This is a genomic window from Roseovarius sp. THAF8, assembly GCF_009363735.1.
Lineage (GTDB): Bacteria > Pseudomonadota > Alphaproteobacteria > Rhodobacterales > Rhodobacteraceae > Roseovarius.
The window spans coordinates 569,025-585,111 of sequence record NZ_CP045410.1 but is presented as its reverse complement, the minus strand read 5'-3'; the positions used below and the strand labels follow the sequence as shown (position 1 = coordinate 585,111).

Below are 16,087 nucleotides of genomic sequence, written 5' to 3'. Positions count from 1 at the left end.
AGATCATCATCGTGATTTGCGCAGGCTGACTTGTCGGTGCCTTGACGCCTTGATATCACCAAGCCCTGAGCAGACCCAAGGACATCGCCACAATGCGCGCCGAGATACAGACACTTGTTGCCGAGATAGAGACCTCGCTGGAGCTTTTGCGCCAGCGCATGGGGTGGGAGACCGCGCAGCACCGGCTGGAAGAGTTCAATGCCCGCGTCGAGGACCCCAACCTGTGGGACGACCCGGCCAAGGCACAGGCGCTGATGCGTGAGCGGCAGGCGCTGGTGGATGCGGTCGAGACGCACGATTCGATCAAGGCGGAGCTTGAGGACCAGACCGGCCTGATCGAGCTTGGCGAGATGGAAGACGACAACGAGGTCGTGGCCGAGGCCGAGGAGGCGCTGCGGCGGCTGGCCAAGAAGGCGGCCGCGAAAGAGCTGGAGGCGCTGCTGAATGGCGAGGCCGACAGCAACGACACGTTCCTGGAAATCAACGCGGGCGCGGGCGGCACGGAAAGCTGCGACTGGGCCAACATGCTGGCGCGGATGTATGTCCGCTGGGCCGAGCAGCACGGGTATTCGGTCGAGCTGCAGTCCGAGACGCCGGGCGACGAGGCCGGGATCAAGTCGGCGGCCTACAAGATCAGCGGGCACAACGCCTATGGCTGGCTGAAATCGGAATCGGGCGTGCACCGGCTGGTGCGGATCTCGCCCTACGATTCGGCGGCCAAGCGGCACACCTCGTTCAGTTCCGTCTGGGTCTATCCGGTGGTGGACGACAATATCGAGATCGAGGTCAATCCCAACGATATCCGCATCGACACCTATCGCAGTTCGGGCGCGGGCGGGCAGCACGTCAACAAGACCGACTCGGCGGTGCGGATCACCCACCATCCCACGGGCATCGTCGTGACCAGCTCGGAAAAGTCGCAGCACCAGAACCGCGATATCGCCATGAAGGCGCTGAAATCGCGGCTGTACCAGCTGGAGCTGGACAAGCGGAACGCCGACATCAACGCCGCGCACGAGGCCAAGGGCGACGCGGGCTGGGGCAACCAGATCCGGTCTTACGTGTTGCAGCCCTACCAGATGGTTAAGGACCTGCGCACCGGGCACGAGACCAGCGACACCAAGGGCGTGCTGGACGGCGACCTGGACCCATTCATGGCCGCCACGCTGGCGCTGGACGTGTCGGGCAAGTCGCGGGCCGAGGCGCAGGGCGAGGATGTCTAGGGCGATTGCCGCAGCGGGCCTCGTGATGATGCTGGCCGCTGGTGGCGCTTGGGCCGATGACGCCTCGGTGCGGGCCTACCTGTCGGAAAATGGCTGCGCCGTCGGGCCGCAGTCACGCATGGCGCAGGAAATGCCGACGCCGGAGTTTCGCGCCACTTTGACAACCTATGCCGAGGCGGCGCTGGCGCGGGGCGAGGCGGAGAGGCACGGCGACTGGATCGTGCTTGGACCCGGGATCTGCACCATTCAGCCGCCGAAGATCGACACCCGCTACGACATCGCCTCGCCGGTGGTTCAGCGCGGGATCGGGGCGGTCGACGCCCACGCGGAGTTCGCGGAATACGGCTGTTTCATCGTGGGCGAGGACATGCAGCAGGCGCTTGTGCAGCAGGACGGCCTCACCCGCGACGCGGCGGCGGTCGCCTATTACAGGATCATCGCGGAGGGCGTGCGGTCGGGCCGTGTCAGCTTTTTCTCCGACGATCCGCTGCGCACGCCGATGGGGTTTCAGGTGCTGACGGGCGCCTGTGCGGATGTGCCGAGAATCGACGCCATCCGGCGCAGCCAGGCGCTGATGCTGGAGCATTTCGACACGCTGGTGCGCGACAATGCCAGCCGCGTGACGTGTGAGGCCAACGTGGCGCCGGTCACCGTCGAGGTGGGGCAGACCCTGGCGGATGTCACGGACGGTGAAGTGGTCAATGCCTGGACGATGATGGATATGATGATGCTGGCCATCGGCGCGGGCTGGGTCGAGGGCATCAACGCAACCGAGCGTGGCACGCCGCGTCCACCGATCTGTTCCGATGTCGAGTGATCCGCTGACACTGACCGCCGCGGACCAGGCGCGCGCGATTCGGGAGGGGCGGTTGCGCGCGGCCGACCTGATGGCGGCGACACTGGACCGGATCGATACCGTGAACGGCCCGCTCAATGCCATCGTGTCGATGCGCGAGCGTGAGGCGTTGATGACCGAGGCGCGTGCGGCGGACAGGACCGAGGCGAAAGGCCCGCTTCACGGTCTGCCGCTCGCGGTCAAGGATCTGGCGGATGCGGCGGGCTTGCCCACCAGCCATGGCTCGCCCGCGTTCGCCGGGCAGATCGCCGCCGTGGACAGCCCGCATATCGCCCCCCTTCGCGCGGCGGGCGCGATTGTCATCGGCAAGACCAACACGCCGGAATTCGGGTTGGGCAGCCACACCTACAACCCGGTGCATGGTGTCACCTCGAACCCCTATGACCTGACGCGCAGTTGCGGCGGGTCGTCGGGCGGCGCGGCGGTGGCGCTGGCGGCGGGGATGCTGTCGATCGCCGACGGCTCGGACATGATGGGCAGCCTGCGCAACCCGGCGGGGTGGTGCAATGTTTACGGGATGCGCCCCAGCTGGGGCCGGGTGCCGGGCGGGGCCGAGGGCGATGTCTTTTTGCACCGGTTGGCCACCAACGGTCCGATGGCCCGCTGCCCCGGCGATCTTGCGTTGCAGCTGGACGTGATGTCGGTGCCGCAAAAGGGTGGCCTGCGGGGCCCGGATTTTGCACCGGTCCGCGCGCTGCGCGGCGAGGCGGCAGGCTTGCGCGTGGCCTGGCTGGCGGACTGGAACGGCGCATTGCGGTTCGAGGACGGTATCCTGCTGCTGTGTGAGGCGGCGCTGGATGTGCTGGGGCAGGTGGGCTGCGCCGTGGACAGCCCCGCCGCGCCGTTTTCCCGCGAGGCGTTGTGGCAATCCTGGACCGCGCTGCGCAGCTGGGCCATCGCGTCGGACAAGTCGCCGATGTACGAGGATGAAACGCTGCGCCGGCATCTCAAGCCCGAGGCGATCTGGGAAATCGAGCAGGGCCGCGCGCTGTCGGCGCTGGACGTGCACGCGGCGAGTGTGCTGCGCTCCGATTGGCTGCGCGCCGCAGACGCGTTTTTCGAGCGGTTTGACGTCATCGCTTTGCCCACGGCGCAGGTCTGGCCGTTCGACAAGACGCTGGACTGGCCGAAGGCCATCGCCGGGCAGGGGATGGACACCTATCACCGCTGGATGGAGGTGGTGGTGCCCGCGAGCCTGTTGGGTCTGCCCGCCGTTGCGGTGCCCGCCGGGTTCGGGCCGCAGGGCCTGCCGATGGGGCTGCAGCTGATCGGACGGCACGGCGACGATGCGCGCCTGCTGGAGCTGGCCGAGGCCTATCACCGCGCGACGCGCTGGCCCGAGACGCGGCCGCCGACACTGTAGGAATTACAAACCCAAATTCGGCTTTGCCGACGCGCGGGCAGGTTGTAGGCTTGTCGCCCGAGGGAGGATGCCATGGGCGAAAGGGAACAGCACGCGCGGCCGCTGGGTGTGCCCGAGCTTGGCGACGTCCGGCTGGACATGCTGGGGACGGCGCTGCGCCGGGGCTGGCGGGATATGTGCCGGGCGCCCGGCTATGCGATCCTGTTCGCGGGCGTGTACGTGTCCATCGGATGGGTCATGATCTGGGTTACGTGGGTGACGGGACAGACATACTGGCTGGTCTTCGCAGCCGTGGGCTTTCCGCTGGTGGGACCGTTCGCGGCGGTCGGTCTTTACGAGGTCAGTCACCGGCTGGAGCAGGGAGAGCCACTTGTCGCGAGGGACATTCTGGGTGTGATCTTTGACCAGAGGCACCGGCAGCTGCCGTCGATCTGCGCCGTGGTGATCGTGGTGTTCCTGTTCTGGTTCTTCCTGGCGCATATGATCTTCGCGCTGTTCCTGGGCTATTCGACCATGACCAACGTCTCGACCTCCTACGACATCTACCTGACGCGCGAGGGGCTGACGATGCTGGCCGTGGGCAGTGCCGTGGGTGCCGCCTTTGCGCTGTTGCTGTTTTCCATGACGGTGGTGGCGCTGCCGCTGCTGCTGGACCGCGAGGTGGATTTCGTGACCGCGATGATCACCAGCATCCAGACGGTGGCGGGCAACCCGGTGCCGATGCTGTGCTGGGCCGCGATCGTGTCAGTGCTGACCTTCGCGGCCCTTGCCCCGGCCTTCCTGGGGTTATTCGTGGTGCTGCCGCTTTTGGGCCATGCCACGTGGCACCTCTACCGGCAGATCGTGGTGGCGGGCGCGGAGGGTGCCGCGGAAGAGACCGGCGGCGACCGGAATGGCGCGGCGGCGACCTGAGATCAGGTCTTTTCCTCGGTCTTGGCGCGGTCCCAGAGGGCATCCATTTCGGCCAGGTTCGAGTCCTGCGGCGTTTTTCCCTGTTCGGCCAGCAGCGCCTCGATCCGCTCGAACCGGCGGGTGAACTTGGCGTTGGCGCGGCGCAGAGCCTGCTCGGGGTCGACCTTCATATGCCGCGCGAGGTTGGCCATGACAAAGAGCAGATCGCCGAACTCCTCCTCGACCTCGTCGGGGCCAAGCGTGTCGGCGGCCTCTTGCAGTTCCTGCGCTTCTTCGGTGATCTTGTCCAGGACGTGCGAGGCATCGGGCCAGTCGAAGCCCACGCGAGCCGCGCGTTTCTGTAGCTTTACCGCGCGCATGAGAGCGGGAAGGCCGGCCGCGACGCCGTCGAGCACGCCGGTCTGGGCCCTGGCCGCCCGCTCGGCCGCCTTGACGGCTTCCCAGTCGCGGGTCTGTTGCTCGGCGGATTTGTCGCGGTTCTCGTCGCCAAAGACATGCGGGTGGCGGGCGACCATCTTGTCGGCGATGCCGTTGGCGACGTCGTCGAAATCAAAGAGCCCCTTGTCGTCAGCGATCTGGGCGTGGAACACGGCCTGCAACAAGAGGTCCCCCAGTTCGTCGCGCAACTCGGACCACTGGCCGCGCTCGATGGCGTCGGCGACCTCGTAGGCTTCCTCGATGGTGTAGGGGGCGATGGTGCCGAAATCCTGTTCTATGTCCCACGGACAGCCGGTGTCGGGATCGCGCAGCGCCCGCATGATCGCGCGCAGCCGGGGCATCCCGCCCTTGGGGTCATGGATCAGGTCATCGGGCATTGCACCGTCCTTCTTTCTGGCGTTGAGTGGACCCTGACCGCAGAGCAAAGAGGAGTCCAGACGCTTGGCCATCATCAACCGGATCGCAGGATTTGCCGAGGACATGACGGCGTGGCGCAGGCATCTGCACCAGCGGCCCGAGCTTGGGTTCGACTGCTTTGAGACCGCGGCCTTCGTGGTGGAGCGGTTGCGGGAGTTCGGCATCACGCAGATCGAGACCGGGATCGCCAGGACCGGCGTGGTAGCGGTGATCGAGGGGCAGGGGCCGGGGCCGACCATCGGTTTGAGGGCGGACATGGACGCGTTGCCGATTCATGAGACGACGGGCGTGCCCTATGCCTCGCAGACGCCCGGGGCAATGCACGCCTGCGGGCATGACGGGCATACGACGATGCTGTTGGGAGCTGCACGGTACCTAGCCGAGACGCGCAATTTCAAAGGCCGTGTCGCGCTGATCTTTCAGCCCAGCGAAGAGGCCGGGCCGGGTGGCGGGCGGATCATGGTCGAGGAGGGCGTCATGGAGCGGTTCGGCATCGACCAGGTCTATGCCCTGCACACCATGCCGGGGGATGCCGAAGGGCGGTTCAGCACCACGCCGGGGCCGATCATGGCGGCGGTGGACACGTTCCATATCGACATCACCGGGCAGGGTGGGCACGGCGCTTTTCCGCACGAGACGCGCGATCCGGTCGTTGCGGCGGCGGGCATGGTGCAGGCGATCCAGACCATCGTCAGCCGCAATCACCATGCCTTGCAGGACCTCGTCGTCTCGGTGACGCAGATCCACACCGGCAGCGCCGAGAATATCGTGCCCGAGACGGCCTATGTGAACGGAACCATCCGCACCTTTGCGCCGGAGGTGCAGCAGATGGTGCATACTAGGCTGACAGAGATCATCGCGGGGCAGGCGGCCTCTTACGGGGTCGAGGCGGCCTTGCGGATCGAGGTGGGCTATCCGGCGACGGTGAACCATGCCGATGAGACGGGTTTTGCCGCCGAAGTGGCGGGCGAGGTGTCGGGCCCGGACATGGTTCAGACCGACCGCCAGCGCGAGATGGGGGCGGAGGATTTCGCCTTCATGCTGAACGCGCGGCCGGGGGCCTACCTGTTCCTGGGACAGGGCGAGGGGCCGGCGCTGCACCACCCCGGGTTTGATTTCAATGACGCGGTGGCGCCGGTGGGGGCGTCGTTCCTTGCCCGGCTGGTGGAGCGGGCGCAACCGCTGAACGGATAACGAGGGAGGGCGCAAGGATGGCGCTTGAGGACGCGAAGAAACAGGTGGACCAGGCGTTCACGCGGGACGACTTGCGTGGCCTCACGTTCGAGAACGCCTTTGGCGGAGCGCCGTCCTTCTTGCGGCGGAAATACAGCAAGGATCTCAGCGGCGTGGACGTGGCTATCACCGGCATCCCGTTCGACCAGGCGGTGACCAACCGCACCGGCACGCGGCTGGGGCCGCGCGCGGTGCGCGAGGCGTCGAGCCTGCAACCTTTCGATCCGCCGGTTTACTGGGACGGCTACAGCCCGCTGGAGGCGCTGGCGATCGTGGATTACGGCGATCTGGCATTCGATTATGCCAAGGTGTCGGAGTTTCCCGCCGCCCTGACCGACCATATCCGCGGCATCCTGAAGGGCGGGGCGGCCAGCATCGCGATTGGCGGCGATCACTATATCTCTTTCCCGATCCTGCGCGCCTATGCCGAGAAATACGGGGCCCTGTCCCTGCTGCATTTCGATGCGCATTCCGACACCTGGGCGGATGACGACATGGAGCGCATCGATCACGGCACCATGTTCTACAAGGCGGTCAGGGAAGGCCTGGTGGACCCCGAACGCTCGATCCAGGTGGGGATCCGCACGGTGAATGAGGATAACCTGGGTGTGCCGACCCTGACAGCGCGGGAGGTGCACGAGATGGGGCCCGCCGCCGTGGCCGCACGGATCAAGGATGTGCTGGGCGACGCGCCGACCTACATGACCTTCGATATAGATTGTCTCGACCCGGCCTTTGCGCCTGGGACGGGCACGCCGGTCTGGGGCGGGCTGGCCAGTTGGCAGGCCGCCGCCATCCTGCGCGATATCGCGGGGATCAACCTTGTGGGCGGGGACATGGTCGAGGTCTCGCCACCGTTCGACACGACCGGGGCCACGGCCATTGCGGGCGCGCATGTGGTGATGGAGATGCTGTGCCTCTGGGGCTGGACGCGGCGGTAAAAGGGAGCTGCTATGTATATTCTGACGCGGATCATTGTCTTTCTGGTGCTGGCGCTGATCGCGCTTGGTGTCTACGTGCGGCTTGCGCCGTCCTATGCCGAGGATTGGCACGATATGCCGAACGGTCTGGAACCCGGTGACGGCCCGGGACACGCCGTGCGTGTGGTGCCGGACGATGGCGACACGCTCGAACGGCTGGACGGCATCATTCGCGACACGCCACGGACCACCGTGTTGGCGGGGTCGGTCGAGGAAGGGATGGTCACCTACATCACCCGTTCGGCGCTGTGGGGATTCCCCGACTACACTACGGTCGCGCGACAGGGCGGTCAGATCGTACTCTATGGTCGGCTGCGGTTCGGCAAGTCTGACATGGGTGTCAACGCCAAGCGGCTGGACGGATGGCTGGCGCGTCTATGAGCTGAGGCAGCCGTCGGACACCTTGCGCCACATCGGTACGTTCAGCGACATCTGGCATTGTGCCATGAAGCTGCGCCCGTCGACCTGCATGCAGACTGTTTCACCCATCTCGATCCGCGCGCCGGATTTGTCGGTGCAGTAGCATTCGACGGTTTTGCCCTGTGCCGTGGCCAGCACCGGAGTGAACGCGAAAAGAAGGATAAAAATCCGTTTCATGATACGATGCTAGCACGCTTTGCCGACTTGACCAAGCGCCACGAATAGGCAACACCGCGCGGATGGTGCCTTTGGACAAACTTCGCGAGATCACGCAGCGGTTCGAGTATATCGAGGCGCAGATGTCGGCCGGGACGGGCGATATCGCGCAGCTCGGCCGGGAATACGCGGAGCTGCGCCCGGTGGTCGAGGAGATCCGCGCCTATGATGCGGTGCTGGACGGGATCGAGAGCGCCCGCGCCATGCTGGACGATCCCGAAATGAAGGAACTGGCCGCCGAAGAGCTGGACGCGCTGGAAGAGCAGCGACCGGCTCTGGAAGAGCGGCTGCAACTGGCGCTGTTGCCGCGCGACAAGGCCGATGCACGGCCTGCCATTATCGAGATCCGGCCCGGCACCGGCGGCGAGGAGGCGGCGCTGTTCGCGGGTGATCTCTTGCGCATGTACCAGCGCTATGCGGAAAGCAGGCGCTGGACCTTCGACATCATCGAATACAGCGAGACCGAGCTGGGCGGGGTGAAGGAGGTCGTGGCCAACATCAAGGGCGAGGGCGTCTTTGCGCGGATGAAGTTCGAATCCGGCGTGCACCGGGTGCAGCGCGTGCCGGAAACGGAATCGGGCGGGCGCATCCATACCTCCGCCGCGACGGTGGCCGTGCTGCCCGAGGCCGAGGACGTGGATATCCAGATCGACCCCAACGACCTGCGGATCGACACGATGCGCAGTTCCGGTGCGGGCGGACAGCACGTGAACACCACCGATTCCGCCGTGCGGATCACGCATATTCCCACCGGCATCGTCGTCACGAGCTCCGAGAAATCGCAGCACCGCAACCGCGAGATCGCGATGCAGGTGCTGAAAACGCGCCTGTTCGACATGGAACGCCAGAAGATGCATGACGAGCGCTCGGCCAGCCGTGCGGCGCAGGTGGGCTCGGGCGACCGCTCGGAACGCATCCGAACTTACAATTTCCCGCAGGGACGCATGACCGATCACCGGATCAACCTGACGCTCTACAAGCTGGACCAGGTGATGCAGGGCGACCTGGACGAGGTGATCGACGCGCTGACCGCCGATGCCCAGGCGGCGCTCCTGGCGGAGATGGAAGGGTGAGCCAGACGGTTGCCGACCTTGTGCGCCACGCCGGGGTCGTGCTGAAGGCCGCGGGGATCGAGGACGCCCCGCGCGAGGCGCGCAGCCTTGTGGCCCTTGCCCTGGAAACACAGGCCGACCGGATCAGCGTGATGGCACGGGACGCAGCGCCGGCTGCTGCCATGGCGCGCCTGGAAGCCTTGCTTGAGCGCCGCAGCGTTGCGCGTGTTCCGCTGACCCACCTGACCGGGTGGCGCGACTTCTATCGTCACCGTTTCGAGGTCAGCAGTGCGGTTCTGGACCCGCGTTGCGATACGGAAACGCTGGTCGAGGCCGCTTTGGAGCAGCCATTCGAACACGTGCTGGACCTCGGGACGGGATCGGGATGTATCTTGCTGTCGCTCTTGGCGGCCCGGCCCGGCGCGGCGGGGGTGGGCACGGATGTTTCGCCCGAGGCCCTTGCCGTGGCCGACCGCAATGCCCGCAGGCTGAACCTGGCCGACCGCGTGATGCTCTTGCGCTCGGACTGGTACAAGGCGGTCGAAGGCCGGTTCGACCTCATCGTGTCCAATCCGCCCTATATCGCGGTCGACGAAATGACAGGGCTTGCGCCCGAGCTGTCGCACGAGCCGCGGATCGCGCTGACCGATGAAAGCGACGGCCTTGAGGCTTACCGAAGACTTGTGCCCGGTGCCCCTGCGCACCTGCGCCCGGACGGGCGCCTGTTGGTGGAAATCGGCCACACGCAAGCGGCGGATGTGACCCGGCTGTTCGAAACTGCGGGCTTTCGCGAGAACGCGGTGAGGCGCGATTTAGAGGGGCGCGACCGAGTCGTCAGCGGCAAAATGCCGGCTGGACCCCCCTGAATCGGGCTGTTTTGCATGGTTTTTGCCGAAATTTCGACCTAAGCCCTTGTGAAAACCGTCGCGGCATGTTTACTGGACGTATCACAACGCCGTGGGTCCTTGCGACACCCGTATGTGAATTCAAGCCAGCACATTGATCCGGTCTTCACAGACGCAAGGGGCGTCACCCGGAACAAACAGCGCTTCAAGCAATAGGGCTGACAACCACTTATGAGATCATCGAAGTCACGTTCGCGGAACAAGTCCAACCGCAACCGTTCGCCCCTGGGCAATGTCGTCAACCGCGTGTTCGACAGTTCCGGCCCCGAGGGAAAGGTGCGCGGCACGCCGCAGCAAATCATCGACAAGTACAACCAGCTTGCCCGCGACACGCAATTGGCGGGCGACCGGGTTCTGACCGAAAATTTCCAGCAACACGCCGAACATTACCTGCGGCTTCTGGGATCGGCCCAGAAGGAGCAGGATCAGAAGCGCGAAGAGCAGGAGCGCCAGAACCGGGAGCGTCAGGCCGAACGCGACCGCGAACGCGCACAGCGCCAGGAGCGCGAGTCGAACGGCGAGAGCGATACCGGCAACGACGCGTCGACGGATTCGTTGCAAAGCGACTCCTTCGGCGACAGCGGTCTGGTCGAAACCCCGGAAAGCCAGTCGGACGACAAACCGCAGAAACCCAAGCGCGCCCGCAAGCCTCGCAAGAAGCCGGACAGTGGCAACGAGGGTGGCGGCGGCGAGCAGGGCGACAAGGGCGGGTCCGAGCCGTCTGCCGCGGCAGAGTAGCCCCCGGGCAGTCTTGGGGCCGCGTGCCCGTTGCCCGGACTGCGTTCGCGATCCGGGACGTTCTGTGGTTCAGTCATCAAACGTGCGCGCAAGGGCGCAGAACTGTTCCAGGCCGACGGTTTCGGCCCGGTCGGTGGGCTGGATTCCAGAGGCGATCAGCCGATCCTCGAGATCGGGTGCAAGACCCTTCAGCGCCGCTCGCATCATCTTGCGCCGCTGGTTGAAGGCGCGGGCGACGACACGTTCCAGCACCTTTGGGGCGGCCTCGAATCGCGGGGTTTGCCGCGCCTTGATGTGGACGACTGCGCTGGACACTTTCGGTGGCGGAGTGAACGCCCCTGGCGGCAGTTGCAGCACGATCTGCGCGTCGCTGCGCCACTGGGCCAGCACGGCCAGCCGACCATAGGCCTTGGATCCCGGTTGCGCGACGATACGCTCGGCCACCTCGCGCTGGAACATGAGTGTCAGGCTGTCCCAGAAAGGCGGCCAGGTGGCTGGCGTCAGCCACCGCACCAAAAGCTCGGTTCCCACGTTATAGGGCAGATTGGCCGCGATCTTGATGGGCGGCGTCAAAAGAGCGGCCGCGTCGATCTCCAACGCGTCGCCGTTGATGATGTCGAGCCGCCCGGGATAGGCGGCGGCAATATCCTTCAGCGCGGGGATGCAGCGCGCATCCTTCTCGACCGCCAGAACGCGGCGCGCGCCCTCGGCCAGCAATCCGCGGGTCAGCCCGCCCGGGCCCGGGCCGATTTCCAGGACATCGGCGGTGCCGATATCACCGGCCATACGCGCGATCTTGGCTGTCAGGTTGAGATCCAGAAGAAAATTCTGCCCCAACGACTTGCGCGCGGTCAGTCCGTGCGTGGCGATGACCTCGCGCAGGGGGGGCAGCGAGTCGATCGCGCTCATGCGCGCGCGGCGCCCATGCGGGCGGCCAGGCGGACCGCCTCTATCATCGATGTCGGGTTCGCTACGCCCTTTCCTGCGATATCCAGGGCCGTGCCGTGATCCGGCGAGGTGCGCACGAAGGGCAGGCCCAGCGTGACGTTGACGCCGCGGTCGAAATCCAGTGTCTTGATCGGGATGAGCGCCTGGTCGTGATACATGCAGATCGCCGCGTCATAGCCGGTTCGGGCGCCGGCGTGAAACATGGTGTCGGCGCTGAGCGGGCCGCGCAGGTCCATGCCTTCGCTCCGCAGCTTGTCCAGAACGGGCGCGATGATCTCGATGTCTTCGCGCCCCATCTTGCCGCCTTCGCCGGCATGGGGATTGAGCCCCGCAACCGCGATGCGCGGAACCACGATTCCGAAGTCGCGGATCAGACCGGCATGGGTGATGCGGATCGTGTGTTCGAGGCTGTCCGGCGTCAACGCGGCGGGCACCTGAGACAGCGGCATGTGAATGGTGGCGGGCACGACTCGCAATTGGTCGCTGGCCAGCATCATCACGACATGCTTTTCACCTGCAAGGTCCGCCAGGAACTCTGTATGTCCCGGAAAGGCGAACCCCGCACCGTCCTGAAGCGCTTTCTTGTGGATCGGCGCGGTGCAAAGCGCGCTGACGGCGCCGCGCCGCAGCAGGGTGACCGCCGTCGATATCATCTCGATGACCGAGCGGGCATGGTCGGGGTTTGGCTGCCCATGCGTCAAAGGCCCCTCGAAGCGATGCGCGAGCACCGGCAGGGCGCTTGTCGCATATTGAGGCGCGTCTTCCGGGGCGTCGATCCGGGTAACCGGCACATCCATGGGCAGGTGGTCCGGGTCACCCAGGAAGAGGACCGGCACCTCCTCTTTCAGCGCGTGCCAGGCACGGGCCGCGATTTCAGGCCCGATGCCCGCGGGTTCGCCACAGCTTATGGCGACAGGCAACGCGGCGGACCTTGCGGTCATTCCAGTTCGACGATCCGCGCTTCGGCCCGCAATTCCTCGAGATAGGCACTGGCGTAGCTGTCCAGACGGCGGCTTTGGATGAAATTGGTGAGCTGTTCGACGCCGGGCGCCTCGCCGTCGGTCTTGGGGGTTCGGCTGCACAGCATCAGCAGGACCAGCGTCTGACCGCCCGACCGGGTCACCGCGGTCGATATTTCGCCCGGATCCAGCTTTGTCAGCGCCAGACGGATGTCGTCCGGGATTTCGCTTGGTGCCTTGCTGCCGCGTTCCAGCACCTGCTCGGGTTGTCCATGGGCGATGCCGTAGAGGTCATCACAGGTGTCGGTATCGGCGTCGATCCGGGCGGCGCGGGCCAGGGCCTGCTCCGTGCGGCCACCGTCGATGTAATAGGCAGCATACTCGATTTCCTCGTACTCGCGCGCGGGCTGGTCGGTTTCCTCGATGTCGCGCAGCTGAAAAAGCGCAATGGCCCCCTGCAGCGGCAAGGGGTCGCTGACCTCGCCCGGGGCAAGGCCCAGCACGACCGGACGCAGACCTTCGGGCAGATCGTTGATCGCGACCCACTCCATGCGGCCGCCACGGCCGGCGCTCTCAGTGGCCGAGTAACGGCGCGCGGCGGCGGCGAATTCCGCCTCGGTGGTGTATTGGCTGATCTGGTTGGCACGGTCCTGGATCGCTTGCGGGTCGCCGTTGCCCAGCGGCATGATGATCTCTGACAAAAGCACGCGCACGCTGGTCTGGTTACCGATCGACAGCCGGGCGCGGGCGATGTCGTCTTCGTCGACGTTGATCTGAGGTGCGAACCGCGCGCGTGAGAACTCGCGCCATGTCATCCCGGCTCGGACGAAGTCGCGAAAGCTCGATTCGTCCACGCCCGCCTGTCCCAGGGATGTGACCATCTCTTCCGCGCTCAGGTTGGCGCGGCTGGCGAATTCCTCCATCCCGGCCATCAACTGTTCATCCTCCAGGACGAAACCGGCGTTGGTGGCGGCGTCCAGCTTCAGGCGGTCCTCTATCAGCTGCTCGCGGGCCAGTTTCTGCGGGTTGCCCGGGGCGCGGAACAGCTGAAGCATCCGCGCCCGCTGGGCGACCTCGTAGCGGGTGATGGCCAGGTCGTTGACCTTGATCACGGCCTCGAAGGGATTTTGCTGCGCCTGCGCCGCGCCGGAAAATGTGCCGGCCGCAATTGCGAACAGCACGAGAAGCGCGGAGTGAATAAAGGAAGGTCTTGGCATCATTGCTCGCATGTCCGGACGTAACTCTTGTCTCTTGTCTTGGTGGTGAAGCCACGAAGCCCCACCGTGAAACTGATATCGGTCGATGGCACGAGGATAGTGGAAGAGGTGAACCGACGCGAGGCCGAAAGCGAGATATCCACGCACTCGTTGGTGTATGTGACCCCGATCCCGGCGCGGACGGATTCGTCGCTGGCCACGTCGTAACGCCAGTCGGCGCTGCCGGTCCAGTGCCGGGACAGTCGGTAGGAGGCGTCGAACGCCCATTCGGAGATATTGTTCGGTCGGGCCTCGGCCACGTCATTGCGCAGCCAGATATAGGTGCCGCCCACCTGGGCGCGGTCGTTGCGCCAGCTTGCCCGCGCCTCGGCCTTGGTCGTGACGAAATCGTCGTCGAAAAGACCGCGCGCGGTGATGGCCAGGCCGTCGTCGGTCTTGAATTGTCCCGCAATCAGAAGGTCCGAATAGCGGTCCTGCAGGCCCGAGGAATTGGTAAAGGCAAACCCGCCGGCAGGATCGATTTGCACCTCGTCGCGGACCACCTGTCCGACGGCGAACGTGCTTTGCCAGCCCTTGTTCCCATAGCGGGTCCAGCTTAGCCCGTAGGCGGAGCTGAAGCCGCGTTCGCGCCGGTCCGGCGCGGTAAAGCGGGATGTGGCGAACAGGTTGCCTTCGTCGAATTCGATCCGCGTGCTTTCGTCATTGGGCACAAAGGGGTTGCTGCCCCCGACCCAGGCCAGCTGCATCACCGGTTCAACGACGTGCGTTGCACCGTTCGAGGTGGTTTTCACAAGCGGCCAGCGCAGCTCGACCGAGGCGGAGGGCGTGACTTCGACCGCGTCCGACCGGCTGGTGAGACCGGCCTGTCTAATGTGGAAACTGTCGACTGCCAAGCCCACCTGCGCCGAGGCCAGCACGCCGGGGCCAAGGGTCCAGCTTCGGTGCCAGTCCGCGCTGAGGGTAAAGCGGCCCACGTCGCGCCCATCGGCGAAGGGATCGAAATCGGGCCCGTCGATCGCAAGGTCGGACGAGCGATAATGCGCGTGGCTGAGAAAGCCGAGGCGAATCTCTCCGCCCGGAGCATAGGCCAGCTGGATGCGCTTTTCGTACTCCCCGTTCGACACGATTGTGGGCAGGGTCGAATTGCTCTCTCCGGCGCGCAGCGACCGAAACCCTGTCAGTGCCACGCGGATGTATTCGTCGCGCCGGGCGCGCTCGACCGAGATCTCGCTGTCCAGCCGGTCCTTGCCGGAATACCCGTAATCCAGCAGGTAGGTGTCGTCATTCACGGCTTCGATGTCGAAGCGCAGGGTGAAATCGCGCGGAAGGGCAAAGGTACCCTCGGCGAAAACGTAGGATTTGAAGCTGCGCCCACCGATATCATCGTCGCTGAGCGCGCCTTCGACCTCGACTAGGCCGTTACGGAACGCTTGCCTGTAGCGCAGTTCCAGTGTGCGGGTTTCGGTCGAGATATACGGCGTCACGGTCAGGTCCTTGTGATCGCCGATGCGGATGAAATACGGCACCCGCGCCCCGAAGCCCAGAAGCGACGAGTTGTTTAGCGTCGGCACCAGGAATCCGGTGGCGCGTTCCAGCGTCGGATCGGGCAGGCGCAGGCGGGGCAGGTAGAAGACCGGCGTGCCCAACACTTGGAACTGGGCACCGTCAAAGTAAAGCTGCCTTTCCTGCTGGTCGTGAACGACCCGGCGCGCGCGCAGTTGCCAGAGCGGTGGACTTTGCGAGTTGCAGACCCGGCACGAGGTGACGGCGGCCTTGTAAAGCTGGTTGTAGCGGCCGTTAACCCGCGCCAGCTCGTTGGCGGCCAGTTGAATCTGGTCGTCCATCACGATCCGGGCTCCGGTCATCAGGCCATTGCGCATCTCGCGGTCCAGTTCCGCACTGTCGGCCAGAACGAACATGGTGCCGTCGGCTTCTTCCAGCGAGATCGGTCCGCTGACACTCAGGGTCTCGGTTGTCCGGTCATAGACGATCCGTGATGCCTTGAGCCTGCGACCGTCGTAGAGCGCCTCGACATTGCCGGTGGCCACCAGTTGCTCGTTTCCGTTGAGGAACACGTCATCGGCCACCAGCACTGCCGGCTGCGCCGATTCCCCGGACCCGGCCGGCAGCGCGCCGTCGACTCGGCCCTGCGCATCGGCGCCGGCGCCATAGCCGAAGGCAAGTGCAGTCAGCACCGCGCATATGGCCAG

Annotated in this window: 16 protein-coding genes; 10 read left to right on the top strand and 6 right to left on the bottom strand. The window is 65.6% G+C overall.

Features of this window, described 5'->3' with window-relative positions; genetic code table 11:
- Nucleotides 1–92: 92 nt before the first annotated feature.
- The 4 genes from prfB (at nucleotide 93) to FIU85_RS02795 (ending at nucleotide 4,354) form a co-directional block, all read left to right on the top strand.
- Nucleotides 93–1,223, top strand: coding sequence for a peptide chain release factor 2 (gene prfB / locus FIU85_RS02810; protein WP_152495776.1), 1,131 nt, complete (start codon nucleotides 93–95; stop codon nucleotides 1,221–1,223).
- Nucleotides 1,216–2,040, top strand: a complete 825-nt coding sequence (locus FIU85_RS02805) for a hypothetical protein (RefSeq protein WP_152495775.1) — start codon at nucleotides 1,216–1,218, stop codon at nucleotides 2,038–2,040. The genes prfB and FIU85_RS02805 overlap by 8 nt, the downstream gene beginning before the upstream one ends.
- The gene (locus FIU85_RS02800; RefSeq protein WP_152495774.1) at nucleotides 2,030–3,442 is read left to right on the top strand and encodes an amidase; all 1,413 of its coding nucleotides are present in this window, start codon (nucleotides 2,030–2,032) and stop codon (nucleotides 3,440–3,442) included. The genes FIU85_RS02805 and FIU85_RS02800 overlap by 11 nt, the downstream gene beginning before the upstream one ends.
- A gap of 72 nt (nucleotides 3,443–3,514) precedes the next feature.
- Complete coding sequence (locus FIU85_RS02795; protein ID WP_152495773.1) at nucleotides 3,515–4,354, top strand: DUF2189 domain-containing protein; 840 nt, start codon at nucleotides 3,515–3,517, stop codon at nucleotides 4,352–4,354.
- 2 nt (nucleotides 4,355–4,356) lie between these two features.
- Here FIU85_RS02795 and mazG read toward each other — a convergent pair whose 3' ends face one another.
- Nucleotides 4,357–5,169 carry a nucleoside triphosphate pyrophosphohydrolase gene (gene mazG, locus FIU85_RS02790; protein ID WP_152495772.1) on the bottom strand — a complete coding sequence of 271 codons (813 nt, stop codon included), beginning with the start codon at nucleotides 5,167–5,169 and terminating at the stop codon, nucleotides 4,357–4,359.
- Between the two features lie 64 nt (nucleotides 5,170–5,233).
- On the opposite strand from mazG, the gene FIU85_RS02785 reads away from it, so the two are divergent.
- Genes FIU85_RS02785 through FIU85_RS02775 form a run of 3 tightly spaced genes read left to right on the top strand, consistent with a single transcriptional unit; the run spans nucleotide 5,234 to nucleotide 7,803 of the window.
- Nucleotides 5,234–6,403 carry a M20 aminoacylase family protein gene (locus FIU85_RS02785; RefSeq protein ID WP_152495771.1) on the top strand — a complete coding sequence of 390 codons (1,170 nt, stop codon included), beginning with the start codon at nucleotides 5,234–5,236 and terminating at the stop codon, nucleotides 6,401–6,403.
- A gap of 17 nt (nucleotides 6,404–6,420) precedes the next feature.
- Nucleotides 6,421–7,383, top strand: coding sequence for an agmatinase (speB, locus tag FIU85_RS02780; RefSeq protein ID WP_152495770.1), 963 nt, complete (start codon nucleotides 6,421–6,423; stop codon nucleotides 7,381–7,383).
- Between the two features lie 12 nt (nucleotides 7,384–7,395).
- Entirely contained in the window at nucleotides 7,396–7,803 is a 408-nt protein-coding gene (locus tag FIU85_RS02775) for a DUF1499 domain-containing protein (protein ID WP_152495769.1), read from the top strand.
- Here the strand turns inward: FIU85_RS02775 and FIU85_RS02770 are convergent.
- A complete protein-coding gene (locus FIU85_RS02770; protein WP_152492188.1) occupies nucleotides 7,798–8,019 on the bottom strand; it encodes a hypothetical protein in 222 nt (73 codons plus the stop codon). The genes FIU85_RS02775 and FIU85_RS02770 overlap by 6 nt on opposite strands.
- Before the next feature lie 62 nt (nucleotides 8,020–8,081).
- Here FIU85_RS02770 and prfA point away from each other — a divergent pair, with 62 nt between their 5' ends.
- From prfA to FIU85_RS02755, 3 genes are all read left to right on the top strand, one after another.
- Entirely contained in the window at nucleotides 8,082–9,131 is a 1,050-nt protein-coding gene (gene prfA, locus FIU85_RS02765; RefSeq protein ID WP_152495768.1) for a peptide chain release factor 1, read from the top strand.
- A complete protein-coding gene (gene prmC, locus FIU85_RS02760; protein ID WP_152495767.1) occupies nucleotides 9,128–9,976 on the top strand; it encodes a peptide chain release factor N(5)-glutamine methyltransferase in 849 nt (282 codons plus the stop codon). The genes prfA and prmC overlap by 4 nt, the downstream gene beginning before the upstream one ends.
- 210 nt (nucleotides 9,977–10,186) lie before the next feature.
- Nucleotides 10,187–10,753, top strand: coding sequence for a DUF4167 domain-containing protein (locus tag FIU85_RS02755; protein ID WP_152495766.1), 567 nt, complete (start codon nucleotides 10,187–10,189; stop codon nucleotides 10,751–10,753).
- A 69-nt stretch (nucleotides 10,754–10,822) separates the two neighbouring features.
- Here the strand turns inward: FIU85_RS02755 and rsmA are convergent, their stop codons facing one another.
- Genes rsmA through lptD form a run of 4 tightly spaced genes read right to left on the bottom strand, consistent with a single transcriptional unit; the run spans nucleotide 10,823 to nucleotide 16,072 of the window.
- Nucleotides 10,823–11,662, bottom strand: coding sequence for a 16S rRNA (adenine(1518)-N(6)/adenine(1519)-N(6))-dimethyltransferase RsmA (gene rsmA / locus FIU85_RS02750; RefSeq protein ID WP_152495765.1), 840 nt, complete (start codon nucleotides 11,660–11,662; stop codon nucleotides 10,823–10,825).
- Nucleotides 11,659–12,642, bottom strand: a complete 984-nt coding sequence (gene pdxA, locus FIU85_RS02745) for a 4-hydroxythreonine-4-phosphate dehydrogenase PdxA (RefSeq protein ID WP_152495764.1) — start codon at nucleotides 12,640–12,642, stop codon at nucleotides 11,659–11,661. Before pdxA ends, rsmA begins: the two co-directional genes overlap by 4 nt.
- A complete protein-coding gene (locus FIU85_RS02740) occupies nucleotides 12,639–13,841 on the bottom strand; it encodes a peptidylprolyl isomerase (protein ID WP_254702994.1) in 1,203 nt (400 codons plus the stop codon). Before FIU85_RS02740 ends, pdxA begins: the two co-directional genes overlap by 4 nt.
- 35 nt (nucleotides 13,842–13,876) lie before the next feature.
- Nucleotides 13,877–16,072: an LPS-assembly protein LptD gene (lptD, locus tag FIU85_RS02735; protein WP_254702993.1), complete on the bottom strand. Its 2,196-nt coding sequence runs from the start codon at nucleotides 16,070–16,072 to the stop codon at nucleotides 13,877–13,879.
- Between the last annotated feature and the right edge of the window lie 15 nt (nucleotides 16,073–16,087).